We start from the raw sequence: 25,381 nt of genomic DNA, 5'->3' as shown, positions 1-25,381 counted from the left end.
GGAGGGCTCCCCTTAGGGGGAGCCCTCCGGTGTTTTCTGCCCATCGATTCCCGAGCATGAGAGGCGCCGCTACCGTGGAGCAAGCCGCCCTTGAAGAGCTGATGGACAAGGCCTGGCCGGCGCTTGAGCGCGAGGAAGCGGGACAGTGGGTCCTACGCGCCTCGGAGGGAGTGACGCAGCGGGCGAACTCGGTGTGGCCCAGGGTGCCGGCCCAAGCGGGGCCGGAGGGCATCGCCCACTCTGTTCAGTCCGCCGCGCAGTGGTACCGCTCGCGCAGGCTGCCCCTGATCTTCCAGGTCTTCGACGATCCCCGAAGCGCGGAACTCAACGCTGTTCTTGACGGCCAGCGCTTTACCAGGCAGTCCGAGACGAGGATCATGGTCCGGGATACCGCTGACGTTCCCGGGAAAGCGCCCACTGCCGGCGTGGAAGTCAGCGAAGAACCGTCGCAGGAATGGCTCAATCTGTGGTGGTCGGTGGATGGCCGCGGCGGAGAGGCGGAATTGTCTGTCGCGCGCAGGATTCTCACCGCCTGCCCGTCGCTGTACGCCCTGGTGAGGGACGACGACGGCGTCCCCGCCGCCGTCGGGCGTCTTGCCTTGGTGAACGGCTGGGGCGGTATCTACAGCATGGCGACGTCGGCGGCGCACCGCAGGCGGGGCCACGGCACTAAAGTACTGGAAGCGTTGCTGCAGGCCGGCAGGGAACGCAACCTTGGCGGTTTTTGGCTGCTCGTCACAGCGGCCAACCATGTGGCGCGCGCCCTGTACGGGCAGGCCGGCTTTACGGATTACGGTGGCTACCTCTACCGGCAAGCTCCGCTGAAACGTGCCCCGGGCGGCTGCTAAACCGGCGGGTCGGTGACGCTGATCCGGATAGAGCAGGCGTCGGCGGCGGCTTTTGCAAGGACCGCGGACTTTGGTACCTGTACATCCAGGAAAGGCAGCCTTGTCCTGCCGGACACGGCTTTGAGCGAGGGCTGGGCAAGTACCTGGTCCACCAAAGCGCGGTCGCCGCCTGTCACAAGGTATTCAATCCTGTGGTTGGCGAAGATCCGCGCTGCGTGTTCGGCCGTGGTCCTGGCATCGATGAAACGTGAACCGCTTTTTGTCGTCTGGATTCTCGGACCGCTGGCAGCGGCCAGGGCGTAGCCACCCTTGCGGACCAAGAGCACGCCCAATGCGCGCTCCTGGCTCGCCAGGGATGCCAGGCGGTCCAGTTCCGTCGCGCCCCTGCCAGGCCTCCCGTCGGCCGGCCACGGTGCCCGCAGAAGCGCTTCGGCTCCATCGGCAGCCCTCACCAGCAGGCCGTCGTCGTCGAGGTCTTGCGCGACTGTGCCGTGGCTGGCCGCGAACCGCTCCACCCATCCGTGCAACCGTTGCGCGGGCACCAGGGCGGTCCGGCGTCCGCCGGGGCGGCGCGGTGCTGATGCTGGGCGCTGCACGTCAATGTCTCCTTTGCTGGAACTATGAGTAGCCTATCCATGTGGAAGATCTCTTTGGTGCCGGTGCAGTGAACGACGACGAGTCGGAGGAGCTGCCTGCCGCCGGAGGGCCCTCGGACGCCAACTGGATGGCGTCCCAGCGCAGCCCCCTCGCGGTGCGGATGCGCCCACGGACGTTGGACGATGTCGTGGGGCAGCAGCATCTTTTGGGCCAGGGTTCTCCGCTGAGGCAGCTTGCCGCCGGTGCAGAGGCCGCAGGCCCCGCCGGACCCAGCTCGGTGATCCTCTGGGGACCTCCCGGGACGGGCAAGACCACCTTGGCTCACGTGATCGCACGCGGACCCGGCAGGAAGTTCGTTGAACTCTCCGCCATCACTGCCGGTGTCAAGGACGTGCGCAGGGTCATGGACGAGGCATTGACGGCCCGGGACCTCTACAAAAAGACCACGGTGCTGTTCCTGGACGAGATCCACCGCTTCAACAAGGCACAGCAGGACGCGCTCCTGCCCGGTGTCGAGAACCGCTGGGTGGTGCTGGTCGCGGCTACTACCGAAAACCCGTCCTTCTCGGTGGTGTCGCCGCTCTTGTCCCGGTCCCTGTTGCTGACCCTGAAACCGCTGACCGATGACGATATCTCCGGCTTGCTGCAAAAGGCGGTGACGGATGCCCGCGGCCTTGCCGGACGTGTCGAGTTGGCCCCGGAGGCCCTTGAGCACCTCGTGCGCTTGTCCGGTGGCGACGCCCGGCGTGCCCTCACGGCGCTGGAGGCTGCTGCCGGGGTAGCGTTCGGTGACGCCACCGCCGTCGAGGACGGTGAGTCCGACGCGCCGGTGTTGGTGGAACTGCGCCACACAGAGCGCGCGCTGGATGCCGCCGCGGTCCGCTACGACCGCGCCGGAGACCAGCATTACGACGTCGCCAGCGCGTTCATCAAGTCCATCCGGGGATCCGACGTCGACGCAGCCCTGCACTACCTGGCGCGGATGCTTGAAGCGGGGGAGGATCCCCGCTTCGTGGCCCGCAGGATCGTCATCTCCGCTGCCGAAGACATCGGCATGGCCGACCCCACTGCGTTGCAGACCGCCGTCGCCGCAGCACAGGCCGTGCAGCTGATCGGCATGCCGGAGGGCAGGATCGTGTTGGCCGAAGCCGTGGTGCACTTGGCCACTGCCCCTAAATCCAATGCCGCCTACATGGGCTTGAACAAGGCAGTGGCTGACGTACGCGCCGGCTATGGTGGCGGAATACCCATGCACCTTCGCGACGCCCACTATCCCGGGGCCAAACAGCTGGGGCACGGCAAGAGCTACAAATACGCGCACGACGAACCCCATGGGATCGCCACCCAGCAATACCCGCCGGACGACCTTGTGGGCAGGAATTACTACGAGCCCACCAACAATGGAGCGGAACGCGATATTGCGGCGCGGCTGGAGCGGCTCCGGAAGATCGTCCGGGGCGAGTAGCGCGGGCGTTGGATGCAGCGCCCGTGGTAGGATGGATCCTTGTCTGGCATGACCCGACGCCACATCCCTTGAAGATTTCCTTCAACGGTGCTGCGCGCCCGGGCCAGTAGCAAGAGGCAGCGGTTGGCCGATGCTCTCCCTGATGGAGGCCAGTAACACCGATACACCGCAGTAATTTGGAAGGACACAAGTGGCTAACAACACTCGTGCTCGCCGTACCGCACGCCTTTCGCGTGCACTCGGCATTGCTCTGACCCCCAAGGCCGCCAAGTACATGGAGCGCCGTCCGTACGGCCCCGGTGAGCACGGCCGTGCCCGCAAGAAGCAGGACTCCGACTACGCCGTACGTCTGCGCGAAAAGCAGCGTCTGCGCGCCCAGTACGGCATCCGCGAAGCCCAGATGACCCGTGCCTTCGAAGAAGCACGCCGCACCAAGGGCCTGACCGGTGAGAACCTGGTTGAGCTGCTGGAAATGCGTCTGGACGCCCTCGTGCTCCGTGCAGGCTTCGCCCGCACCATCGCACAGGCCCGCCAGCTGGTTGTGCACCGCCACATCCTGGTTGACGGCGTTCGCGTTGACCGCCCGTCCTTCCGCGTTGGCGAAGGCCAGCTCATCCACGTACACAGCCGCTCCGAGGTTATGGCTCCGTTCCAGGTCGCCGCTGCCGGTGCACACGTCCTGAACAACGTGCCGCCGTACCTGGACGTCAAGATTGACGCCCTGCAGGCACGCCTGGTTCGTCGCCCGAAGCGCTCCGAGGTCCCCGTGATCTGCGAAGAGCAGCTCGTCGTCGAATTCTACGCCCGCTAAATTCAAGCAGCGCAGACAAAGAAGCCCGTGGCAGCCGCCGCGGGCTTCTTTGTCTATAAGGTACCGCTCCTCTATAGGTAAGGTACTGGGGGAGGCCTTGCCCAAAGCCGCGCCGCGGCAGGTACAAGGCAGCGCAACGATCCTAGGAGAAGTGTTCTATGTCTGGTGGCGACATTGCCGGTCTCATCGCAGCGGGAGTCTTCGCGCTCCTGGTTCTGCTGTTGGCTGTGCCCATTCTGAAGTTGGGCGGCGTCTTCGACGAGGTCCGCACCTCCATCCGTTCCATCAGCGACGGCGCCACGCCCCTGATGGACGAAGTGACGGCAACCGTCACAACCACCAACCAGCAGCTGAAGAAAGTTGATGGCATCGCCTCGAACGTTTCTGATGCGTCCGCCAACATCTCCGCGCTGTCCTCGCTCGTGGCGGCGACAGTTGGTTCGCCGCTGATCAAGGTGGCTGCCTTCAGCTACGGAGTCCGCTCCGCTTTCGCCGGACGCCGCGCCCCTTCCTCCGGCCGTCGCAGCCGCTGAACCAACGGGAGACCATAAACCGATGAAGAGAATTGTTTGGATGGGCATCGGCGTCGCAATCGGCGTCATCGCCTTCCGTAAGATCACCGAGGCGCAGGCCAACCTGGGACCCGAGGGTTTGAACCGTGCTGTTGGCCGGATGGCCGACGGACTGTTCGACTTCGCCGATGCCGTGCGCTCAGGCATGCACCAGCGCGAAGAGGATCTCCGGGCAGCCCTGGGAATCGACGACGCCGCGGCAGGCGGGCGCTAACGGAGCGGTTCGCTCCGAAGCCCTCAACAGGGCAGAATGGAAAGCTGCGGAACGGCACCAGCCGGAACCGCGCACATCGTGTGCAGTGAATTGAGAAGGGTAAGTAATCAGCTAATGAAGTCGCAGGAGATCACCAAGCGCTGGGTGGACTTTTTTGTCAGCAAGGGCCACACCGCCGTTCCCTCCGCGTCGCTCGTTTCCAGCGACCCGTCCCTTCTCTTCACTGTGGCCGGAATGGTGCCGTTCATTCCCTACCTGACGGCCCGGGAAGAGCCGCCCTACAGCCGTGCCACCAGCGTCCAGAAGTGCATCCGCACCGGTGACATCGAAGAAGTGGGCAAGACCGCCCGCCACGGCACGTTCTTCCAGATGTGCGGCAACTTCTCTTTTGGCGATTACTTCAAGGAAGACGCCATCAAGTTCGCTTTCGAGCTGCTCACCAAGAGCGTTGACGACGGCGGTTACGGACTCCCTGCCGAGCGCCTCTGGGTGACGGTCTACGAGGAGGACGACGAAGCCAAGGAACTGTGGCTGAAGAACACCGGTATTCCGGCCGAGCGTATCCAGCGGATGGGCAAGGCCGACAACTACTGGTCCACCGGACAGCCCGGCCCTGCAGGGCCCTGCTCGGAAATCTACTATGACCGCGGCCCTGCTTACGGCATTGAGGGTGGCCCCCTCGCTGACGAAACCCGGTACATCGAAATCTGGAACCTCGTGTTCATGCAGTACCAGATCGAGAATGTCCGCTCCAAGGTGGACTTTGACATCGTGGGTGAACTGCCGCAGAAAAACATCGACACCGGCCTGGGCATGGAACGCCTCGCGATGATCCTCCAGGGCGTCGAGAACATGTATGAAACCGACCAGGTCCGTCCTGTCATCGACAAGGCCGCTGAATTGTCCGGCCGGGAATACACCTCTGCCGAGACCGACGAGGACCCGCACCACACCGATGACGTCCGCATGCGCGTCGTCGCCGACCACATCAGGTCCGCCCTGATGCTCATCGCCGACGGCGTGGCACCGTCAAACGAAGGCCGCGGCTATGTGCTGCGCCGCCTGATCCGCCGCGCCGTGCGTGCCATGCGCTTGCTGGGTGTCGAGAAGGCCTGCCTGCCTGACCTTCTTCCCGCGTCCCGCGACGCCATGAAGGGGGTCTACCCCGTGGTGGAGACCGACTTCGCCCGCATCAGCCGCATTGCCTACGCTGAAGAAAAGGCCTTCCTCCGCACCATTGCTTCAGGTACTGCACGCCTGGAGGACGCAGTGGCTGAATCCAAGGCCGCCGGAGTCCCGCTCTCCGGTGCCGACGCGTTTACCCTTCACGACACCTACGGCTTCCCCATCGACCTGACACTGGAGATGGCAGAAGAGGCCGGCCTCAAGGTGGACGAGGCAGGCTTCCGTGCGCTCATGCTTGAGCAGCGCCAACGTGCACAGGCTGATGCCAAGGGCAAAAAAGGCGGCCATGCCGACCTCACCGCCTACCAGGAGCTCCTGGGCAAGGGCGAGACCGTCTTTACCGGCTACGACGAGCTTGAGGGCGAGTCGAAGGTCCGGGGAATTGTCAACGGTGGCCGGGCAGTTTCGCATGCCTCCACGGGCGAGGAGATCGAGCTCGTCCTGAACGAAACCCCGTTCTACGCCGAAGCCGGTGGCCAGTCTGCCGATACCGGCCTCATCACCGGCGATGGTTTCGTTGTGGAGGTCCTGGACGTCCAGCGGCCCATCAAGGGCCTGAGCGTGCACAAAGCGATTGTCCGCGAAGGTGAGATCGCCTCCGACGCGTTGGTGCGCGCCGCCGTCGACCGTGAACGCCGGCATGCAGCTGAGCAGGCGCACACGGGAACGCACATCGTCCACGCTGCCCTGCACCAGATCCTCGGCCCGGAGGCCACCCAGCGTGGTTCCTTCAACAAGGCCGGATACCTGCGCTTCGACTTCGCCTGGGGTGAAGGTCTGAGCCCGGCAACGCGGTCCGAGATTGAAGAGGTCTCCAACATCGCCATTCGGAACAACTACCGGGTGGACACCAAGGTGATGGGCTTGGCAGAAGCCAAGGCGCTCGGGGCCATGGCCCTGTTCGGTGAGAACTACGGCAGCGAAGTCCGGGTCGTGGAGATCGACGGCGCGTGGTCGCGTGAACTCTGCGGTGGCACCCACGTGTCCAACACATCCCTTATTGGCAGCCTGTCGCTGCTCGGTGAACAGTCCGTTGGTTCCGGAAACCGCCGCGTCGAGGCCTTCGTGGGCCTTGATGCCTTCCGCCACCTCGCCGCCGAGCGTGCGCTGGTAACTGAACTGACGGAGATGTTGAAAGTTCCTTCCGGCCAGCTCGCGGACAGGATCTCCAGCACGCTGAACAAGCTCAAGGCGGCCGAGAAGGAACTCGACCGGCTCCGCAAGGAGCAGCTCGCCGCGGCGGCCGCCACCCTCGTTGGGACGGCTAAGGACGCCGGCGGGGTGCGCGTTGTCGCCCACGACGCCGGACAGGTTGGTGGTGCGGATGACCTGCGGAACCTTGCACTGGACCTCCGCAACCGTCTCGGCTCGGAGGCCGCAACGGTGGCTGTCGCGGGTGTCAGCAACGACCGCCCGGTCATTCTGATTGCCACCAATGAAGCTGCGCGTGGTGCCGGTGTCAAGGCTGGAGCGCTCGTGCGCCTGGCCGCAGGTATCCTCGGCGGCGGCGGTGGCGGCAAGGACGACGTCGCCCAAGGCGGCGGCACCGACGCTGCGAAGGTCTCCGAGGCCCTCACAGCCGTGGTGGACGCGATAGCCAAGCGCTGACCGTGTCCACACGTACTAACGATGACGTCTACCCCCGTGGCATCAAGCTGGGGGTAGACGTCGGTACCGTCAGGGTGGGCCTTGCCCAGTGTGATCCCGATGGAATCCTCGCCACGCCGTTCAAGACGGTTGGGCGGGACGCCAAAAAGAACTCCGATGTCCGTTTGGTGGTCAAGCACGCCGCCGAGTTGCCGGCAGTGCAGATTTTCGTGGGGCTTCCGCGCACCATGAAGGGCGAGGAACGCAGCTCCGCCGCCATGGCCGCAGATTATGCTCTGTTGCTGGTTGGGGAGCTTTCCCGTGCCGGGTTGGACATCCCTGTGAACCTTGTTGATGAGCGGCTTTCGAGCGTGACGGCGCACCGCAACCTGCACGAAGCTGGCATGAGCAGCAGGAATCACCGTAAAGTGGTTGATCAGGTTGCTGCTGCTGGAATACTTCAGCACGCGATCGACATGCAAAAAGCCAGAGGAACGGACGTCGGCCGCCGAGTGCAGGCACCGGCGGAACCCGCAACGCCCGGCAGTGCCCCAACGCTGCAGGCTGCCTCCGGCAACGAACCTGATTCTTCTACGAGGGGACTGCAACTGTGAGCCCGGTCAACAACGACCCCTCCAGCGGTACCGGCGGCGGCATGCCGCTGACCCGCAAAGAGCTGCGGGCGCGGGAGAGATTCCTCGCCACGCAGAACCACAACGTCGTACCCGTTCCCGAAGCCACGCCGGGCGAGGATTCCCCGGCAGCCGCAGCCGAGGCAGAACTTCCCCGCCCCGTTCCCGCGGTTCCGGCTTCGCAGGCCCCTGTAGCCCCGCCCGTACCAGTAGCCCCGCCCGTACCAGTGGCTCCTCCTGTCCAGGCTGCGCCTCCTGTCCAGGCGGCCCCTCCGGTTCCGGTCCAGAAGCCGGCGGTCGAGGCTCCGGCCACCGCCGAAGAAGCAGCAGCCCCGGCGCCCTCGAACGATGACGAGGCAGCCGGCGTCGCAGCGGCCCATGCCGGTCATGTTGAGCACGAAGAATCTGGTCAGGCCCACGGCGAAGGTGAACTGGTTTTCGCTGAGACCGGTGGCGCGCCGTTGGAAGCCCACGAATACGCCGGGCAGGATGCCCACCACGGCGTGGACGCCCATGATGAGCTGCACCATGACGGGCTTCATCACGAAGAACTGCACCACGATGATCTCCACCATGACGAGCTCCACCACGACGAGCTCTACCACGACGAGCTCCACCCTGATGACCATGCCCACGAGCTGCTGGCGCCGGTAGCCACCCCCGCTTCCAAGGCTGCCGCGAAAAAGGCGCGCCGCCGTCGTCGTGTCCTTGCCCTCCTGTTGACGCTGGCCGTGTTCGTCACCGCCGTAGCTGTCGGAGCACAATTCCTGAAGCCCCTGCTTGGCATGGACAAGATCACGGACTACCCCGGCCCCGGGACCGGGTCCGTCAGTGTCACGGTTCCCCAGGGCGCCGGCCCCAAGGCGGTAGCGAGCGATCTCGTGCAAAAGCACGTCGTTGCCGATGCTGACGCCTTCGTTAAGGAGTTTGTCAGCCAGGGCGGTGAATTGTCCCCGGGTCAATTTACCTTCAAGACTGAAATGAAGAATTCGGACGCCGTGGCCGTCCTGGTCAACAAAGACTCCTCCAAGGTCATGTACTTCGCCCTGAGCGCCGGGCTGCGGATCAACGAATCCCTGGACGCCATTGCCAAGGGTTCCGGCATCCCGTTGGAGCAGCTCAATGCCCTCAACCAGGCACCCGGACAGTTCGGGGTACCGGCGAAGGCGAAGAACCTCGAGGGCTTCCTGGCTCCGGGGGAGTACCGTTTCGAGCTCGGAACCTCCGCTAAGGACATCATCCAGAAGCTGGTCACCACCACCCTGGATGAGCTCAAGTCCCAAGGCATTACCGATCCAGCCAAACAGTACGACGTCGTCACCATCGCCAGCATCGTTCAGGCCGAAGGTGGGCAGGCGGACTATGGGAACGTGGCAGGGGCCATCTACAACCGGCTCAAGCCCAACAACGTCGAAACCAGCGGTCTCATCCAATCGGACGCGACGGTCACGTACGGGCTCGGCAGGAAGTCCTTCCACGTTACGGAAGAGGAAAAGGCCGACAAGTCGAATCCGTACAACACCTACGCGAACGTGGGCCTGCCCGTGGGTCCGATCGGTTCGCCGGGAAAGACCGCGATCGACGCCGCTGCCAAGCCGACGCCCAACGACTACCTCTACTGGGTGACCATCAACCTGGACACCAAGGAGACCAAGTTCTCCAAGACACTGGCTGAGCACAACACCTATGTTGAGCAATACAACGCCTGGTGCCAGGCCAATGCGGGACGGTGCGTGTGACGCTTCGGGCCGCGGTCCTGGGTCATCCGATCTCCCACTCGAAATCCCCGGCGCTCCACCTGGCCGCCTACGCCAAGCTGGGCCTGGACATTGAGTACTCGGCGATTGACGTCACCGTGGATGGCCTTCCGGCCTTCATGGAGTCGCTCCGCGCAGACCGCTCCTGGTGCGGCTTGTCGGTGACGATGCCGCTGAAGACGGCCATGATCAAGGAAGTCGACGAAGTGCGCGGCGCCGGCGCCCGGTTGGGTGTCATCAACACCGTGGTTTTTGAGCACGACGGCGGAACGGTGCGTCGTGCGGGATACAACACCGACGTCGCGGGCATCGTTGAAGCGGTTCGGCATGCCGGTGTGGCGTCCGCACCTCATGCCGCCATTCTCGGTGGCGGCGGTACCTCGGCCGCGGCAGTCGCCGCGGTCCATGAGCTGGGTGCCGGTCACGTCGACGTTTTCGTCCGGGATGCTTCACGCGCGTCAGACGCAGAAGCCGCGGCGGCCGCCGTCGGGATGTCGCTGGCGGTTCGGCCGCTGACCGAAGCCGCCACCGCCGTGGCGGCAGCTGAGCTTGTCATTTCCACTTTTCCCCCGCGGGCCGCTGATGACCTCGCCGACGAATTGGCGTCTCTGCCGGGAACCGGTGCGGGTGTCCTGCTGGATGTTGCCTACGATCCGTGGCCCAGCCGCATCGCCGAAGTGTGGAGCGGCCACGGGGGAGCAGTGGTCCCCGGGCTGGAGATGCTGATGTATCAGGCGGCGGAGCAGATACGGCTCTTCAGTGGACGTGATGTCGATGCCGCCGTCATAGATGTGATGTGCGACTCAGTCGGGCTTCCCCGACGGGTGTTCTAGAGGCCTTACATGGCAGGATTGGTTATATGTTGCGTTGGTTGACTGCCGGTGAATCCCACGGTCCGGCTCTGATCGGAATTGTTGAAGGCGTGCCCGCCGGTGTTGAACTCACCAGCGGGCAGATTCGTGACGCGTTGGCGCGTCGCCGCCTGGGCTACGGCCGGGGCGCCCGCATGAAGTTTGAGCAGGACGAGGTCACCATCATGGGTGGCGTCCGCCATGGAATTACCCAGGGCGGCCCCGTTGCCATCCAGGTGGGAAACACCGAATGGCCCAAGTGGGAGCAGATCATGTCTGCTGATCCCGTTGACGCCGAACTTCTCGCAGACCAGGCCCGGAACGCTCCGTTGACGCGACCACGTCCTGGGCATGCCGATTTCACGGGCATGCAGAAGTACGGCTTCGACGAGGCCCGCCCGGTACTCGAACGCGCCAGTGCCAGGGAAACCGCCACGCGCGTCGCCCTCGGCACCGTCGCGGCGCAGTTCCTGAAGCAGCTTGGCATCGAGCTCGTCAGCCACACAGTCTCCATTGCCAGCGTGGCTGTTCCCGAAGGCCGTCCGTTGCCGGTGCCCGGTGACGTGATCGCCCTTGACGCCGACCCCTTGCGTTGCTTCGACCGCGAGACTTCCAACGCCATGGTTGCCGAGGTGGACGCTGCCCACAAGGAAGGCGAAACCCTTGGCGGCGTGGTTGAGGTCCTCGCGTACGGGCTTCCCCCGGGACTGGGCAGCTACGTCCACTGGGACCGCAGGCTCGACTCGCGCCTGGCTGCAGCCCTCATGGGCATCCAGGCCATCAAGGGCGTGGAGGTCGGCGATGGTTTCCTGACCGCTGCCCGCCGCGGCTCTGCCGCCCACGATGAGATTGTCAAGGATGAAGACGGCAGGATCGTCCGCCAGACCAACCGCGCCGGCGGCATCGAAGGTGGCATGAGCATCGGTGAGGTCCTGCGCGTCCGTGCCGCCATGAAGCCGATCGCCACGGTCCCGCGCGCCCTGCGCACCATTGACGTGAGCACGGGCGAGCCCGCAAAAGCCCACCACCAGCGTTCGGACGTCTGTGCCGTTCCGGCGGCCGGTGTTGTTGCCGAAGCCATGGTGGCCTTGGTTCTTGCAGAGGCCATCGCCGAGAAGTTCGGTGGCGACTCCGTTGCCGAGACCGCACGCAACCTGCAGAGCTACCTGGACAACATCCCGGCAACCCTGGACACGGTCGGCCGGTAGTGATCCGCTCTGTCCTGGATGGCTTCACTGGCCGTCCCGTCGTTTTGGTGGGTCCCATGGCCGTTGGTAAATCAGCCATAGGCCAGCAGCTTGCCCAACAGCTTGGTCTCCCGTTTGTGGACACCGATGCCGTAGTCGTCGCTGCCCACGGCAGCATCGCCGACATCTTCGCTGGTCGCGGTGAACACGCCTTCCGCGAAATCGAGGCCAGGGCAGTGGCGAAATCGATCGAGTCCGCCAAGACGCAGCCGGCGATCATCTCCTTGGGCGGGGGAGCAGTCCTGGACTCCGGGACCCAGCAACTGTTGGGGGAGTGCACGGTGGTCTACCTGGAATGCGACGCCGAGACGGTGGCGGACCGCATTGCGCGGAACACCGGCAGGCCCTTGCTTCAGGGCGACGCGATGACGCGCTGGGAAGCACTTTTTGCCACCAGGCGTCCTGTCTACGAACGGCTGGCGGACATCGTCATGGACGTCCGTACAGGAACCGTGGCGGACATCGGCCTCCAGTTGGAGGAACGGCTGCGCCAGCATGCAGCCTTGAAAGAGGAAGTTGAAAAGTGAGTAACGAAGCAACTGTCATCAAGGTGACCGGCCAGTCAGTCAACGAAAACTATGACGTCGTGGTGGGCCGCGGTCTGCTCGGGAGCCTTCCGACGAAACTCGGGGAGCGCGTCCGGCGGGTCCTTGTCATCCACCCCCGCGCCCTTCGGCTGACCGGGGATACCGTCCGCGACGAGCTGGAAAGCGCTGGTTTCACCGCGCTCACCGCTGAAATTCCGGACGCTGAAGAAGGCAAGCACATCCAGGTTGCTGCGTTCTGCTGGCAGGTCCTGGGGCAGAACGACTTCACGCGCTCGGACGCCATCGTTGCAGTCGGCGGCGGTGCTGTCACCGACCTCGCCGGCTTCGTCGCAGCCACCTGGCTTCGCGGCGTCAAAGTCATCCACATGCCCACCAGCCTCCTGGGCATGGTGGACGCATCAGTTGGCGGTAAGACCGGCATCAACACGGCTGAAGGAAAGAACCTCGTGGGTTCTTTCCACCCGCCCGCGGCCGTCCTGGCCGATCTTGACACGCTACGGACCCTTCCGAAGAACGAGCTCATCTCCGGCATGGCCGAGGTCATCAAGTGCGGATTCATCGCCGATCCCGCGATCCTCGAGCTCATCGAGAAGAACACCGACGCTGTGATGGACCCGGCTTCCGAGGTTGTCCGGGAACTCATCGAGCGCGCCATCGCGGTCAAGGCCGAGGTCGTTTCCCAGGACCTCAAGGAATCCGGCCTGCGCGAAATCCTGAACTATGGCCACACACTCGGTCACGCCATCGAGCTGGTGGAGCGGTACTCCTGGCGTCACGGTGCCGCCGTGTCCGTGGGAATGATGTTCGCAGCAGAGTTGTCCCGCAGTGTAGGCCGCTTGTCCGACGCCGATGCCGACCGGCACCGTACCATCCTCGAGAGCCTCGGCCTGCCCATCACGTACCGCAGGGACAGGTGGCAGGGCCTGCTGGATGGCATGCGCCGGGACAAGAAGTCCCGTGGTGACCTGCTCCGCTTTGTCGTGCTGGACGGAATCGCCAAGCCCGGAATCCTGGACGTCCCCGACACCTCCCTTCTCTTTGCCGCGTACCAGGAGATCGCATCATGACGATCGCCCTGCGCGAAGGTGTCAGTGACTGGCCTACTGCCGGTTTCCCCGGTGTCCGGATGAACCCCGACACGCTCTTGCCCGTAGTGGTCAACGAGGAAGTCATGGAGACCGCGCTTGCGGCTTCGGAGGATCCCGCAGACCGGATCATGGCCCTCCTGCTGGAGAACCAGCCAAAGGAGGCAGCTGAGCTGTTGGCGGAGGCGCGGTACAAGGATCCCGAGTCCTTCCGGCTGAGGATTTTCGAGGCGGAAGTCCACCGTGCCACCAACCGCCTTGACCGTGCTGTCCAGCTGTTCCGGCATCTATTGCAAGAGGTCCAGGGAACCTCCAAGGAAGCGGTAGTGCGCCAGTACCTTGGCCGTGCCTATTTCGTCAGCGGCAACGCCCTGGCCGCATCTGAGGAGTTCGCAAGGGCCCTGGACCTGAGGGTGGCCATGGCTGCCGACGCCGCGCTGATCTACTCCTCGGCCGTAGCCCTGCAGCGGGCCCGGGATGTCATGGAACTTGCCTCCTGAAGGCTGCCCGGAACGCTGTTTGCAAGGCAGCTCCGTATTTGACGGTAGAATGGTTTTTGGATTTTTGATAAATACGCGCTGGCGCGCCGATTGGCACGCCTGCTTGGCATAGATAGCTGGCAGCTGGAACCAGTGCGATTAACCAGAGGATACGAGTGGCAACCACAAACGACATCAAGAACGGGACCGTACTGAAGCTCGAGGGCCAGCTCTGGAACATCATCGAGTTCCAGCACGTCAAGCCCGGCAAGGGTGGCGCCTTTGTCCGCACCAAGATGCGCAACGTCATGTCCGGCAAGGTGGTCGACAAGACCTTCAACGCCGGCCTGAAGATTGAAACCGCGACCGTCGACCGTCGCGACTACCAGTACCTGTACCAGGATGGCGAAGACTTCGTCTTCATGGACACCCAGGACTATGACCAGATCACCGTGTCCGGTGCAACGGTTGGCGACGCCACCAACTTCATGCTCGAGAACCAGATGGTCAACATTGCCATCCACGAAGGCACGCCGCTCTACATCGAGCTGCCCCCGAGCGTTGTGCTCGAAATCACCTACACCGAGCCGGGCCTGCAGGGCGACCGCTCCTCGGCTGGAACCAAGCCGGCCACAGTTGAGACCGGCTACGAGATCCAGGTGCCGCTGTTCGTGGAGCAGGGCACCAAGGTCAAGGTCGACACCCGCGACGGCAGCTACCTGGGCCGGGTCAACGACTAGTGAGCGCCCGCGGTAAAGCCCGTAGCAGGGCCTTGGAAGTACTTTTCGAAGCGGAGCAGCGCTCGGTTTCGGCTTTTGACGCCCTGAAAGCGCGTCGGGAGAAGACAGATCTGGTCATCAACCCCTACACGGTGGAAATCGTGGAAGGCGTTGTGTCCATGCAAGCAACCATCGACGAGTTCCTCGAGACCTATGCCCAGGGCTGGACCCTTGAGCGTATGCCCTCGGTGGACCTCATCATCCTTCGAATTGGAGCCTGGGAACTTCTCTACAACGACGAAGTTCCCGACGGAGTAGCGGTAAGCGAAGCCGTCGCCCTGGCCAAGACGATGTCCACCGACGAGTCGCCGGCCTTCATCAACGGATTGCTTGGCCGTCTCCAAAAACTCAAGCCGTCCCTGCTGGCGTAGCCGGCCGGACAACAGTTGTGATTGGACCCTTCCCGGGGAAACCGGGAAGGGTCCATCTCTTTAAGTGGCCTACTGGAGGACAGCAGCCCGCAATGCAGGGACTGCGTGAAGGTGTTCGAGTTCGTCGCGTTGGTGCGCGTTGACGTCGCGTCCGCTGAGGATCCGTTGGCGGGTGAAAGCCAGGGCTGTTGCTCCCTTGATGAAGGCTTTCATTTGGTGCCCGCGTCCCCGTGACGCCGCCCAGCGAAGTGCTTGGCGCCTTCCCCTTGTTGTGGCCAGCATTTCCACCTCCGCGGGCGTAAACCACCCCGCGCGGGCGTATTCAAGAAGCCTCTGGCGGGTCAGCTTTCCCTCGGCGAGCCGAAGCAGGATGATGCCCACGGCTGCCGTCAGGAAGATGGGCACCTGGACGACGAAGTATTCGGCCAGGAAGTTCTGGCCCATGCTGTTCCAGCGGTTGTGGAGGAACATCGCGGGCAGCAGGCCGATGAAGAAGGCCAGGACCGCGTATCCGGGGTGCCACTTCCGGGCGGCAAAGCCCATGATCAACCCTGTCGTGCCGGTGAAGACGGCGTGGGCAAAGGGTGACATGACGCCCCGCAGGATGAAGATGCGCACCAGGTCCGTGCCGGGATCATTGGAGGAGGCTATTTCACGACCGAAATAGAGGATGTTCTCCGTGAAGGCGAAGCCGGCGGCGATGGTGAAGGCGAACACCACCCCATCCACGGGCCCGTCGAAGTACTTCCGGGCTGCCAGGATCAGGACCAGAAGACCCAGTGACTTGGTGAATTCCTCCACAATCGGCGCCTGGACTGTGGCCATGAAATAAGCGAAGGCTTCTTCGCTGGAGGTGGGGGCGGCCAGGGCGAAGATCGGCTGGATCAAGAGGGTTCCGGCTATGGAAACGGCGGCGCCCCAGGTAAAGGCGAACCAGAGAAGCCTCGGCGGTTCGGGCTCCCAGCGGTCAATGAGGCGCACGGTCAAAAGGACGATGGACAACGGAACCAGGGACACCAGGAAACCGATGACGAAGCCAGTGACACCGGTATTACCCAGCAGGAACGGAACCACCAGCAGAAGACTTCCCAGGGCCAGGACGGCGCCAACGATCAACAAGGGCAGCGTGCCCCAGCTGCGCCGCACCGGCGGCATGGCCCAGGTCTGCTGCGGAAGCGGAGCCCTGTTGCCCGGTGCCGGCTGGTAATTCCCTGGCTGGACGTGGCCGATCCACGTAGGGTTCGCCCCCGGTTCAAGATAGGGACCCGGGTGGGGCTGTCCGCCGTACTGGCCTGGGTGGTTCATGCTCATGGAAACGAGCCTATTCCACGGGAGGAAGTGTGAGCTTAAACTCACTCTCCTGACAGCCACCCGATCGGCGGGCGCTGGCCCGCTGTGATAGTTTTGAGGAGCAAATATTCCTTTTTTAATTCCGTCCCGTGAGGCGGGGAAAGGGGAGACGAGCGATGACTGAAGTCACTTCTGCGCACCTGCCGTCGCGGGTTGTCCTCAACCCGGCGGATATAGATCGTGCGCTGACTCGTATCGCCCACGAGATCCTCGAAGCCAACAAAGGCTCGCAGGACCTGGTTCTTTTGGGCATTCCCAGCCGCGGCTACCCACTGGCCGTTCGGCTCGCCAACAAGATCGCCGCAGCCGACCCCACGGTAAACGCCGGGTCAATCGTCGGCCAGCTGGATATCACCATGTTCCGTGACGATCTCTCGCACCAGCCCACGCGTCCACCGCACCACACCCGGCTCCCGCTCTCCGGGATCGACAACAAAGTGGTCGTGCTGATTGACGACGTCCTGTACTCCGGACGCACCATCCGCGCCGCCCTGGACGCCCTGGTAGACCTCGGCCGCCCCCGGATTGTCCGTCTCGCCGTGCTGGTGGACAGGGGCCACCGCGAGCTCCCCATCCGCGCCGACCACGTGGGCAAGAACCTTCCCACGTCCTCGGCGGAAAAAGTCCGGGTGCACCTGGAGGAAACCGACTCCGTCGATGGTGTTCCTGTCAACGAGGTAGTTATCGAGGCCGGCAAGTGAAACACCTTCTTTCCACGGAAAACCTGGTCGCAGCAGATGCGATCCGCATCCTGGACACGGCGGAGGAAATGTCCGCGGTGGGGGAGCGCGAGGTCAAAAAGCTGCCGGCCCTTCGCGGCCGCACCGTAGTGAACCTCTTCTTCGAGGACTCCACGCGTACCCGAATTTCCTTTGAAGCCGCAGCCAAGCGACTGTCCGCCGATGTCATCAACTTCGCGGCCAAGGGATCTTCGGTCTCCAAGGGTGAATCCCTCAAGGACACTGCACAAACCCTTGCTGCCATGGGTGCGGATGCCGTCGTCATCCGGCACTGGGCATCAGGGGCGCCGCACCGGCTCGCTGCCACCGATTGGATCGACGCAGCCGTCATCAACGCAGGAGACGGCACGCACGAACACCCCACCCAGGCGCTTCTGGACGCCTTCACCATGCGCAGGCACTGGTCCAAGCTCAACGGCGTCGCTTCAACGGGGGCGGACCTGAAGGGCATGCGCGTGGCCATCGCCGGCGACGTGCTGCACTCGCGCGTGGCCCGCTCCAACGTGTGGCTCCTGAAGACCCTTGGGGCCGAGGTCACCTTGGTGGCGCCGCCCACCCTGCTGCCCATCGGCGTCGAGCACTGGCCCTGCAAGGTCAGCTACAACCTGGACGAAACGCTGGAAGCCGGCATCGACGCGATGATGATGCTTCGCGTCCAGGGCGAGCGGATGAATGCCTCGTTTTTCCCGTCCACGCGTGAATATTCTCGACGTTGGGGTTTCGACGACGCCCGCCTCCGGACCCTGGACGAACTGGGCATGAAAGACACCATCATCATGCACCCGGGACCGATGAACCGCGGCCTGGAGATCTCTTCCGCCGCTGCGGACTCACCACGTTCCACGGTTCTGGCCCAGGTGCGGAACGGTGTTTCCGTGCGCATGGCCGCCCTGTACTTGCTGCTCTCCGGGGACTCCCGCGAGGCAGCCCCGATAACCACCGCCATACCGGCTTTCGCGAGCCCGTCGAGCAAGGAGAGCAACTGATGGCCGAGAACACTTACCTCATCCGCGGGGCCGCGATCCTCGGCGGCGACGTCCAGGACCTGCTGATCCGCGAAGGCGTCATCGCCGCCTTGGGCACCGGCCTCTCCGAGGACGGCGCCACTGTCATCGACGGCAAGGGCCTCATCGCCCTGCCGGGCATGGTGGATGTCCACACCCACCTGCGTGAACCTGGCCGCGAAGATGCCGAGACCGTCGAGACCGGTACCCGCGCCGCTGCCTTGGGTGGCTTTACCGCCGTCCACGCCATGGCCAACAGCAACCCTGTGGCTGACACCGCCGGCGTCGTTGAGCAGGTCCACAGCCTGGGCCGCGCGTCCGGCTGGGTGGATGTCCGTCCCGTAGGGGCGGTCACTGTGGGACTTGCAGGTGAGCAGCTCGCAGAGCTCGGCGCCATGGCAGACTCCCGCGCCCAGGTCCGGATGTTCTCCGACGACGGCATCTGCGTTCATGATCCCGTCCTGATGCGCCGTGCGTTGGAATACGTCAAAGCGTTCGACGGCGTGGTGGCCCAGCACGCGCAGGAACCGCGCCTTACCGCCGGGGCCCAGATGAACGAAGGATCGGTTTCGGCGGTCCTGGGCCTGACCGGTTGGCCGGCTGTTGCCGAGGAAAGCATCATTGCCCGCGATGTCCTGCTCGCCCAGCACGTTGGTTCCCGGTTGCACGTCTGCCATGTCTCCACGGCCGGTTCCGTGGAAATCGTCCGGTGGGCGAAAGCCCGCGGTATCAACGTCACCGCCGAGGTAACCCCGCACCACCTCCTCCTGACGGACGAGCTGGTCCGCAGCTACGACCCCGTGTACAAGGTCAACCCGCCGCTGCGCACGGACTCAGACGTCCAGGCTTTGCGCGAAGGACTGGCCGACGGCACCATCGACGTCGTCGGAACGGACCATGCGCCGCACCCCAGCGAGCACAAGGAATGCGAGTGGGCGCAAGCGGCCATGGGCATGACCGGCCTGGAAACGGCGTTGTCGGTAGTCCAGGAAACCATGATCGAAACCGGACTCATGACGTGGGCAGACTTCGCCAGGGTCACCTCCTTCACTCCCGCCGTCATCGGCCGGGTAGCTGACCAGGGTCGCCCGCTCGAGGTTGGCGAGCCCGCCAACGTCATCCTGGTGGACCCGGCTGCGCGTTGGACCGTCGACCCCCATAAAATGGCAACCATGGGCCGCAATTCACCGTTCAAGGGCAAAGAGCTGCCCGGATCCGTGGTGGCAACCTTCTTCAAGGGCCACCCCACGGTCCTCGAAGGCCGGCTCAACACGCCGTACAAGCACCCGGCAGTCAGCAGCAGCTGATGAACAACCAGACACTGACCGTGCTCATCACGGTGCCGCTGATCGTCGTCGTCCTGGCGATGATCTGGCTGGGGTGGCGGAACCGGCTGAGGCGACAAGCCGACGTCGAACGCCTCCCCGGGGTGCCCGGGCAGCTGACCCCGGCCACCGTCGTCGCAGATGGCCAGTACGTGACCACCACGACGGCGGGGGACTGGCTGGACCGCATCGCAGTCCAGGGCCTGGGTATCCGGACCAACGCGGAACTGAGCATCCATGCTGAAGGCGTGTTGTTCGACCGCAACGGCGCCGCCCCGGTGTTCATCCCCCGCCGCGCCCTGGTCGAAACCCGTGAAGCCAACGGCATGGCCGGGAAGTTCGTCGAAAAGGACGGACTCCTGGTCATCAGCTGGAGACTTGGCGACCGGGAACTCGACACCGGTTTCCGGTCCAGGCACTCGGCCGACAAGACGCTCCTCCTCGAAGCCCTCCAGAATTTGATCTCCGCAGCCCCTCAGGCAGATGCCGATAGTGGAAAGTAATAAAGTGACGGAAAGTAACGCAGCCACCAAAACCACCCCCGCAGCAGCAGTGCTGGTGCTCGAAGACGGCCGCATGTTCCGCGGCCGCAGCTACGGCGCCCAGGGCACCGCGCTCGGTGAGGCCGTCTTCGCCACCGGCATGACCGGCTACCAGGAGACCATCACCGACCCCTCCTACGCCCGCCAGCTGGTCGTCCAGACGGCCCCGCACATCGGCAATACCGGCGTCAACAGCGAAGACGCTGAATCCCGCCGCATCTGGGTGGCCGGGTACATCGTGCGCGATGCCGCCCGCCGCCCCTCCAACTGGCGCTCCGAGCGCAGCCTCGACGAGGAATTGGTGGAGCAGGGAATCGTCGGCATCCAGGGCGTGGACACCCGTGCCATCACCCGCCACCTCCGCGAGCACAAGACCATGCGGGCAGGCATCTTCTCCGGGGAGGCTGCACAGGCATCGGATAAGGAACTGCTGGACATCGTCCTGGCCAGTGCCCCCATGGAAGGCTCGGCCCTGGCCGAGGAAGTCTCCATCGACGAAGCCTACGTCGTGGATCCCAAGGACCACGGCTGGGAAGGCGAGCCCCGCTTCTCCATCGCCGCAGTGGACCTTGGCATCAAGGCCATGACTCCCGTGCGCTTCGCCGAGCGCGGGGTCCGCGTGCACGTCCTGCCTGCCACGTCCACGCTCGAGGACGTCAACGCCGTCAACCCCGACGGATTCTTCATGTCCAACGGCCCCGGTGACCCCGCAACGGCCGACCACCAGGTTTCCCTTCTGCGTTCGGTGCTGGACGAGAAGCTGCCGTACTTCGGCATCTGCTTCGGCAACCAGATCCTGGGCCGTGCACTGGGCTTTGGCACCTACAAGCTCCGCTACGGCCACCGTGGCATCAACCAGCCGGTGATGGACCGCCGCACCGGGAAGGTTGAAATCACCTCCCAAAACCACGGCTTCGCCGTGGATGCACCGCTGAACGGCTCGACTGTGGCGCCGGAGGAGCGCTACGGCCGCGTGGAGGTCAGCCACGTTTCCTTGAACGACGACGTCGTTGAGGGCCTCGCCTGCCTCGACATCCCTGCGTTCTCGGTCCAGTACCACCCGGAGGCCGCAGCCGGCCCGCACGACGCCGCGTACCTCTTCGACCGGTTCATCGACCTCATGGCCGATGCCAAAGCCGCCGCCCCCGCCACGAACAACGAATCCAAGACTGAGGACAAGAAGTAATGCCCAAGCGTACAGATCTCAAGAGCGTCCTTGTCATCGGTTCCGGTCCCATCGTCATCGGCCAGGCGGCTGAGTTCGACTACTCCGGTACCCAGGCCCTGCGCGTCCTGAAGGAGGAGGGCCTTCGGGTCATCCTGGTCAACTCCAACCCGGCCACGATCATGACCGACCCCGAGTTCGCCGATGCCACGTACGTCGAGCCGATCACGCCCGAGGTGGTCGAGAAGATCATCGCCAAGGAGCGTCCGGATGCCGTGCTGCCCACCCTTGGCGGCCAGACCGCACTGAACACTGCGATTGCCCTGGACAAGAACGGCGTCCTGGAGAAGTACAACGTCGAGCTGATCGGTGCGAACATCGCAGCCATCGAACTCGGCGAAGACCGCGAGAAGTTCAAGGGCGTCGTGGAGCGCTGTGGCGCCGAGTCCGCCCGCAGCCACATCATCCACACCATGGATGAGGCCTTCAAGGCCGCTGAGGACCTCGGTTACCCGATGGTTGTCCGCCCATCCTTCACCATGGGTGGCCTCGGTTCGGGCCTGGCCTACAACGAAGACGATCTCCGCCGCATCGTCGGGCAGGGTCTTCAGTACAGTCCCACCACCGAGGTCCTGCTCGAAGAGAGCATCCTTGGCTGGAAGGAATACGAGCTCGAGATGATGCGCGACAAGAACGACAACGTCGTTGTTGTCTGCTCCATCGAGAACTTCGATCCCGTGGGCGTCCACACCGGAGACTCCATCACGGTGGCTCCCGCGCTGACCCTTACCGACCGCGAGTACCAGAAGCTGCGTGACGTTGCCATCGCCGTCATCCGCGAAGTCGGCGTGGACACCGGTGGCTGCAACATCCAGTTCGCCATCGACCCCGCTACGGGCCGCGTGGTGGTCATCGAGATGAACCCCCGCGTTTCGCGTTCCTCCGCGCTGGCATCGAAGGCCACCGGCTTCGCCATCGCCAAGATCGCCACCAAGCTCTCCCTGGGTTACACCCTGGACGAGATCCCCAACGACATCACCCAGAAGACCCCGGCCTCCTTCGAGCCGACCCTGGACTACGTTGTGGTCAAGGTTCCGCGCTTCGCGTTCGAGAAGTTCCCGGCGGCCGACAACACGCTGACCACCACCATGAAGTCCGTGGGCGAAGCGATGGCCATGGGCCGCAACTTCACCGAAGCCCTGCAGAAGGCCTTGCGCTCACTGGAGCAGAAGGGCTCACAGCTGGACTTCAGCTCCGTGCCGGAGTACGAAGTTGCCGAACTCATCGAGAAGGCCAAGCGTCCCACCACCGACCGCCTGCACCAGGTGCAGCGTGCACTCCTCGGTGGCGCAAGCGTGGAAGACCTCTTCGCGGCAACCAAGATCGACCCTTGGTTCCTGGACCAGCTTCAGTTGCTCAATGAGACCGCGCAGGAAATCCGGAAGGCGGGCGTCCTCACCGCGGACATGCTTCGCAACGCCAAGCGCCACGGTTTCTCGGACGAGCAGATCGGTGCCCTGACGCACAACTCCGAAGCCGTTGTCCGTGGTGTCCGCCAGGCCCTTGGCATCCGCCCGGTCTACAAGACGGTGGATACCTGTGCAGCGGAGTTTGCCGCCTACACCCCGTACCACTACTCGGCCTATGACGAGGAAGACGAAGTCGGCCTGCACTCCAAGCCGTCCGTGATCATCCTGGGCTCGGGCCCCAACCGTATCGGCCAGGGCATCGAGTTCGACTACTCCTGCGTCCACGCCTCCATGGCGCTGCGCAAGGCCGGTTACGAGACCGTCATGGTCAACTGCAACCCCGAGACTGTCTCCACCGACTACGACGTCTCCACCCGCCTCTACTTCGAGCCGCTGACCCTTGAGGACGTCCTCGAGGTCATCGCCGCTGAAGAGCGCACCGGTGGAGTCATGGGCGTGTTCGTCCAGCTCGGTGGCCAGACTCCGCTCAAGCTCGCCCAGCAGCTTGCCGACGCCGGTGTGCCGATCCTTGGCACGTCGCCCGAAGCGATCGACCTCGCCGAACACCGGGGTGCCTTCGCCCGGGTCCTGGATGAGGCCGGCCTGACCTCACCGAAGAACGGCACCGCCGTCTCCTTCGAGGACGCCAAGAAGATCGCCGATGAGATCGGCTACCCGGTCCTGGTCCGCCCGTCCTACGTGCTGGGCGGCCGCGGCATGGAGATCGTCTACGACGAAGCCAACCTGTCGCGCTACATCGCCAATGCCACGGAAATCACTCCGGACCACCCGGTGCTGATCGACCGCTTCCTGGAGGACGCCGTCGAAATCGACGTCGATGCCCTCTTTGACGGCACTGACATGTACCTTGGCGGCATCATGGAGCACATCGAAGAAGCCGGTATCCACTCCGGTGACTCCGCCTGCGTGCTGCCCCCGATCACCCTCGGCAACAACGTGATCGAGCGTGTACGTGAAGCCACCCGGGCCATTGCCGAGGGCGTCGGCGTCCGCGGCCTGATCAATATCCAGTTCGCGCTGGCCTCGGATGTCCTGTACGTCCTCGAAGCCAACCCGCGTGCCTCCCGGACGGTTCCGTTCGTCTCCAAGGCAACCGGCGTGCAGATGGCCAAGGCCGCAGCGCTCATCGGTACCGGAGTCACCATAAACCAGCTCCGCAGCGCCTACAAGATGCTGCCCGAGACCGGCGACGGTTCCACCCTTCCGCTGGACGCACCGGTCGCGGTGAAGGAAGCCGTGCTGCCGTTCAGCCGCTTCCGCACACCGGAGGGCAAGGTGGTTGACTCCCTGCTGGGCCCGGAAATGCGCTCGACCGGTGAAGTCATGGGCATTGACAAGCACTTCGACACCGCCTTCGCCAAGAGCCAGTCCGGGGCCAACAACGCACTGCCCACCGGCGGCAAGATCTTCGTCTCGGTGGCAAACCGTGACAAGCGCTCGGTGATCATGGGCGTCAAGCGTCTGTCCGACCTCGGCTTCGAGATCGTCTCCACCGGAGGAACGGCCGACGTCCTGCGCCGCAACGGTATCCAGGCAACCCCGGTCCGCAAGGTCGCCGAGGGCAGCAGTGCCGAAGGCGAAGGCACGATCGCTGATCTGGTCGTCGCCGGCGAGATCGACATGGTGTTCAACACGCCCTCCGGCGGCGAAGCCCGCAGCGACGGCTACGAGCTCCGCGCGGCAGCAACGTCGATTGGAATTCCCTGCATCACCACCGTGGCGGAGTTCAACGCCGCGGTCCAGGCCATCGAAGCACTGCGCACTTACGAGTGGTCGGTCACCAGCTTGCAGGAGCACGCAGCCAACCTGGCAGCGGCAACGGAAGCAGCCAATGCCTGAGTCTGCCGCAACGCAGGAACCGCAGCCGGTCCGGGAGTCATTCGGCTCCCGGCTGGCTGCGGCCATGGTTGACCGTGGTCCGCTCTGCGTCGGAATCGACCCCCACCCCCGGTTGCTGGCGGATTGGGGATTGAACGACGACGTCGCCGGGCTGGAGCGCTTTTCGCTCACCGTCGTGGAGGCTGTGGCTTCCCTCGCTGCCGCGGTCAAGCCGCAGGTTGCCTTGTACGAGCGACATGGCTCTGCCGGTATGGCTGTGCTGGAACGGACCCTTGCCGCGTCGACGGAAGCCGGAGTGCTCAGTATCGCGGACGCAAAGCGTGGCGACATTGGTTCCACGATGGCCGCCTACGCCGATGCCTGGCTCCGCGATGGTTCAGCCCTTGCCGCGGATTCTGTGACATTGAGCCCGTACCTCGGCTTTGAGTCGCTGCGTCCGGCCTTGGACCTTGCCGCCCAGTACGGCAGGGGAGTGTTTGTGCTCGCCCTGACGTCCAACCCGGAGGGCAAGAGCGTCCAGCACGTCGGAGGCGCTGACTCCGTAGCGCGACGGATCGTGGCCGAGGCCGCTGCAGAGAATGAGCGCTACGAAGGTTCCCTGGGATCGGTTGGCTTGGTCGTGGGCGCCACCATCGGCTCCGCGTTGACGGAGCTGGACATCGATCTTGGCCCGGTACGCGGAGCGATCCTGGCTCCCGGGCTTGGTGCGCAGGGTGCCACGCCGGCAGATCTTCGTGCGACTTTCGGGTCCGCGTACCCGGCTGTCCTGGCGACTTCCAGCCGCGGCATCCTCGCGGCCGGCCCCACTGCTGCGGCGTTGCGTTCGGCAGCGGAGAAGACTCTGGCGGGGCTCCGTTCCTAAGGCAACGCGGGGTCACTTATGGCCCATGTTGAGGTG

Annotated in this window: 24 protein-coding genes; 22 read left to right on the top strand and 2 right to left on the bottom strand. The window is 64.4% G+C overall.

All coding sequences use genetic code 11. The annotated features are described in order from the left end of the window. Positions 1 to 56: 56 nt before the first annotated feature. Positions 57 to 848: a GNAT family N-acetyltransferase gene (locus N5P29_RS11670; protein WP_262275127.1), complete on the top strand. Its 792-nt coding sequence runs from the start codon at positions 57 to 59 to the stop codon at positions 846 to 848. Here the strand turns inward: N5P29_RS11670 and N5P29_RS11665 are convergent. After that, positions 845 to 1,444, bottom strand: a complete 600-nt coding sequence (locus N5P29_RS11665) for a Vms1/Ankzf1 family peptidyl-tRNA hydrolase (RefSeq protein ID WP_262275126.1) — start codon at positions 1,442 to 1,444, stop codon at positions 845 to 847. The genes N5P29_RS11670 and N5P29_RS11665 overlap by 4 nt on opposite strands. 41 nt (positions 1,445 to 1,485) lie before the next feature. Between N5P29_RS11665 and N5P29_RS11660 the strand changes: the two genes are divergently transcribed. The 14 genes from N5P29_RS11660 to nusB all read left to right on the top strand — a co-directional run bounded on the left by N5P29_RS11660 (position 1,486) and on the right by nusB (position 15,028). Beyond that, the gene (locus tag N5P29_RS11660) at positions 1,486 to 2,910 is read left to right on the top strand and encodes a replication-associated recombination protein A (RefSeq protein ID WP_262275125.1); all 1,425 of its coding nucleotides are present in this window, start codon (positions 1,486 to 1,488) and stop codon (positions 2,908 to 2,910) included. 190 nt (positions 2,911 to 3,100) lie between these two features. Next, positions 3,101 to 3,721, top strand: a complete 621-nt coding sequence (gene rpsD, locus N5P29_RS11655; protein WP_144658942.1) for a 30S ribosomal protein S4 — start codon at positions 3,101 to 3,103, stop codon at positions 3,719 to 3,721. A 158-nt stretch (positions 3,722 to 3,879) separates the two neighbouring features. Continuing rightward, entirely contained in the window at positions 3,880 to 4,254 is a 375-nt protein-coding gene (locus N5P29_RS11650) for a DUF948 domain-containing protein (RefSeq protein ID WP_011774967.1), read from the top strand. A gap of 22 nt (positions 4,255 to 4,276) precedes the next feature. Then, entirely contained in the window at positions 4,277 to 4,507 is a 231-nt protein-coding gene (locus tag N5P29_RS11645; protein WP_208759929.1) for a hypothetical protein, read from the top strand. Positions 4,508 to 4,621: 114 nt separating this feature from the next. Then, complete coding sequence (gene alaS, locus N5P29_RS11640) at positions 4,622 to 7,300, top strand: alanine--tRNA ligase (RefSeq protein WP_262275124.1); 2,679 nt, start codon at positions 4,622 to 4,624, stop codon at positions 7,298 to 7,300. A gap of 2 nt (positions 7,301 to 7,302) precedes the next feature. After that, on the top strand, positions 7,303 to 7,893 hold the full coding sequence (gene ruvX / locus N5P29_RS11635; protein ID WP_262275123.1) for a Holliday junction resolvase RuvX: 591 nt from the start codon (positions 7,303 to 7,305) through the stop codon (positions 7,891 to 7,893). Next, positions 7,890 to 9,650, top strand: coding sequence for an endolytic transglycosylase MltG (gene mltG, locus N5P29_RS11630; RefSeq protein ID WP_262275122.1), 1,761 nt, complete (start codon positions 7,890 to 7,892; stop codon positions 9,648 to 9,650). Before ruvX ends, mltG begins: the two co-directional genes overlap by 4 nt. Continuing rightward, positions 9,647 to 10,501: a shikimate dehydrogenase gene (locus tag N5P29_RS11625; protein ID WP_262275121.1), complete on the top strand. Its 855-nt coding sequence runs from the start codon at positions 9,647 to 9,649 to the stop codon at positions 10,499 to 10,501. Before mltG ends, N5P29_RS11625 begins: the two co-directional genes overlap by 4 nt. Before the next feature lie 26 nt (positions 10,502 to 10,527). Beyond that, entirely contained in the window at positions 10,528 to 11,727 is a 1,200-nt protein-coding gene (gene aroC / locus N5P29_RS11620; RefSeq protein ID WP_262275120.1) for a chorismate synthase, read from the top strand. 56 nt (positions 11,728 to 11,783) lie between these two features. Continuing rightward, positions 11,784 to 12,293 carry a shikimate kinase gene (locus N5P29_RS11615; RefSeq protein ID WP_410007922.1) on the top strand — a complete coding sequence of 170 codons (510 nt, stop codon included), beginning with the start codon at positions 11,784 to 11,786 and terminating at the stop codon, positions 12,291 to 12,293. Then, positions 12,290 to 13,381: a 3-dehydroquinate synthase gene (gene aroB, locus N5P29_RS11610; protein WP_262275118.1), complete on the top strand. Its 1,092-nt coding sequence runs from the start codon at positions 12,290 to 12,292 to the stop codon at positions 13,379 to 13,381. The genes N5P29_RS11615 and aroB overlap by 4 nt, the downstream gene beginning before the upstream one ends. Further along, on the top strand, positions 13,378 to 13,899 hold the full coding sequence (locus tag N5P29_RS11605; RefSeq protein ID WP_262275117.1) for a tetratricopeptide repeat protein: 522 nt from the start codon (positions 13,378 to 13,380) through the stop codon (positions 13,897 to 13,899). The genes aroB and N5P29_RS11605 overlap by 4 nt, the downstream gene beginning before the upstream one ends. A gap of 155 nt (positions 13,900 to 14,054) precedes the next feature. Then, positions 14,055 to 14,618: an elongation factor P gene (gene efp, locus N5P29_RS11600; protein WP_011774957.1), complete on the top strand. Its 564-nt coding sequence runs from the start codon at positions 14,055 to 14,057 to the stop codon at positions 14,616 to 14,618. Further along, positions 14,618 to 15,028, top strand: coding sequence for a transcription antitermination factor NusB (gene nusB / locus N5P29_RS11595; protein WP_257368001.1), 411 nt, complete (start codon positions 14,618 to 14,620; stop codon positions 15,026 to 15,028). The genes efp and nusB overlap by 1 nt, the downstream gene beginning before the upstream one ends. Positions 15,029 to 15,097: 69 nt before the next feature. Here the strand turns inward: nusB and N5P29_RS11590 are convergent, their stop codons facing one another. Then, positions 15,098 to 16,339: a PrsW family intramembrane metalloprotease gene (locus N5P29_RS11590; protein ID WP_410007869.1), complete on the bottom strand. Its 1,242-nt coding sequence runs from the start codon at positions 16,337 to 16,339 to the stop codon at positions 15,098 to 15,100. 155 nt (positions 16,340 to 16,494) lie between these two features. On the opposite strand from N5P29_RS11590, the gene pyrR reads away from it, so the two are divergent. The 7 genes from pyrR to pyrF are packed head-to-tail and all read left to right on the top strand — an operon-like array spanning position 16,495 to position 25,345. Beyond that, entirely contained in the window at positions 16,495 to 17,079 is a 585-nt protein-coding gene (gene pyrR, locus N5P29_RS11585; protein WP_262275115.1) for a bifunctional pyr operon transcriptional regulator/uracil phosphoribosyltransferase PyrR, read from the top strand. Beyond that, positions 17,076 to 18,104: an aspartate carbamoyltransferase catalytic subunit gene (locus tag N5P29_RS11580; RefSeq protein WP_262275114.1), complete on the top strand. Its 1,029-nt coding sequence runs from the start codon at positions 17,076 to 17,078 to the stop codon at positions 18,102 to 18,104. The genes pyrR and N5P29_RS11580 overlap by 4 nt, the downstream gene beginning before the upstream one ends. Beyond that, positions 18,104 to 19,429 (top strand): dihydroorotase, encoded by a 1,326-nt coding sequence (locus N5P29_RS11575; RefSeq protein ID WP_262275113.1) that lies wholly within the window; start codon positions 18,104 to 18,106, stop codon positions 19,427 to 19,429. The genes N5P29_RS11580 and N5P29_RS11575 overlap by 1 nt, the downstream gene beginning before the upstream one ends. Further along, complete coding sequence (locus N5P29_RS11570; protein WP_262275112.1) at positions 19,429 to 19,950, top strand: PH-like domain-containing protein; 522 nt, start codon at positions 19,429 to 19,431, stop codon at positions 19,948 to 19,950. Before N5P29_RS11575 ends, N5P29_RS11570 begins: the two co-directional genes overlap by 1 nt. Continuing rightward, the gene (gene carA / locus N5P29_RS11565) at positions 19,931 to 21,175 is read left to right on the top strand and encodes a glutamine-hydrolyzing carbamoyl-phosphate synthase small subunit (protein WP_262275111.1); all 1,245 of its coding nucleotides are present in this window, start codon (positions 19,931 to 19,933) and stop codon (positions 21,173 to 21,175) included. Before N5P29_RS11570 ends, carA begins: the two co-directional genes overlap by 20 nt. Further along, the gene (gene carB, locus N5P29_RS11560; RefSeq protein ID WP_262275110.1) at positions 21,175 to 24,483 is read left to right on the top strand and encodes a carbamoyl-phosphate synthase large subunit; all 3,309 of its coding nucleotides are present in this window, start codon (positions 21,175 to 21,177) and stop codon (positions 24,481 to 24,483) included. Before carA ends, carB begins: the two co-directional genes overlap by 1 nt. Beyond that, positions 24,476 to 25,345, top strand: coding sequence for an orotidine-5'-phosphate decarboxylase (gene pyrF, locus N5P29_RS11555; RefSeq protein ID WP_262275109.1), 870 nt, complete (start codon positions 24,476 to 24,478; stop codon positions 25,343 to 25,345). The genes carB and pyrF overlap by 8 nt, the downstream gene beginning before the upstream one ends. Positions 25,346 to 25,381 lie beyond the last annotated feature (36 nt).

The sequence above is a fragment of the Paenarthrobacter sp. JL.01a genome, from assembly GCF_025452095.1.
GTDB lineage: Bacteria > Actinomycetota > Actinomycetes > Actinomycetales > Micrococcaceae > Arthrobacter.
The sequence above is the reverse complement of the archived record's forward strand: the minus strand, read 5'-3'. Positions and strand labels throughout refer to the sequence as shown.

Bases quoted from the DNA above. Each gene is read 5' to 3' on its own strand.
- N5P29_RS11670 (WP_262275127.1), top strand. From the start codon at position 57: ATGAGAGGCGCCGCTACCGTGGAGCAAGCCGCCCTTGAAGAGCTGATG.
- N5P29_RS11650 (WP_011774967.1), top strand. From the start codon at position 3,880: ATGTCTGGTGGCGACATTGCCGGTCTCATCGCAGCGGGAGTCTTCGCG.
- N5P29_RS11645 (WP_208759929.1), top strand. From the start codon at position 4,277: ATGAAGAGAATTGTTTGGATGGGCATCGGCGTCGCAATCGGCGTCATC.
- alaS (WP_262275124.1), top strand. From the start codon at position 4,622: ATGAAGTCGCAGGAGATCACCAAGCGCTGGGTGGACTTTTTTGTCAGC.
- aroC (WP_262275120.1), top strand. From the start codon at position 10,528: ATGTTGCGTTGGTTGACTGCCGGTGAATCCCACGGTCCGGCTCTGATC.
- N5P29_RS11615 (WP_410007922.1), top strand. From the start codon at position 11,784: ATGGCCGTTGGTAAATCAGCCATAGGCCAGCAGCTTGCCCAACAGCTT.
- N5P29_RS11605 (WP_262275117.1), top strand. From the start codon at position 13,378: ATGACGATCGCCCTGCGCGAAGGTGTCAGTGACTGGCCTACTGCCGGT.
- N5P29_RS11590 (WP_410007869.1), bottom strand. From the start codon at position 16,339: ATGAGCATGAACCACCCAGGCCAGTACGGCGGACAGCCCCACCCGGGT.
- pyrR (WP_262275115.1), top strand. From the start codon at position 16,495: ATGACTGAAGTCACTTCTGCGCACCTGCCGTCGCGGGTTGTCCTCAAC.
- N5P29_RS11575 (WP_262275113.1), top strand. From the start codon at position 18,104: ATGGCCGAGAACACTTACCTCATCCGCGGGGCCGCGATCCTCGGCGGC.
- N5P29_RS11570 (WP_262275112.1), top strand. From the start codon at position 19,429: ATGAACAACCAGACACTGACCGTGCTCATCACGGTGCCGCTGATCGTC.
- carA (WP_262275111.1), top strand. From the start codon at position 19,931: ATGCCGATAGTGGAAAGTAATAAAGTGACGGAAAGTAACGCAGCCACC.
- carB (WP_262275110.1), top strand. From the start codon at position 21,175: ATGCCCAAGCGTACAGATCTCAAGAGCGTCCTTGTCATCGGTTCCGGT.
- pyrF (WP_262275109.1), top strand. From the start codon at position 24,476: ATGCCTGAGTCTGCCGCAACGCAGGAACCGCAGCCGGTCCGGGAGTCA.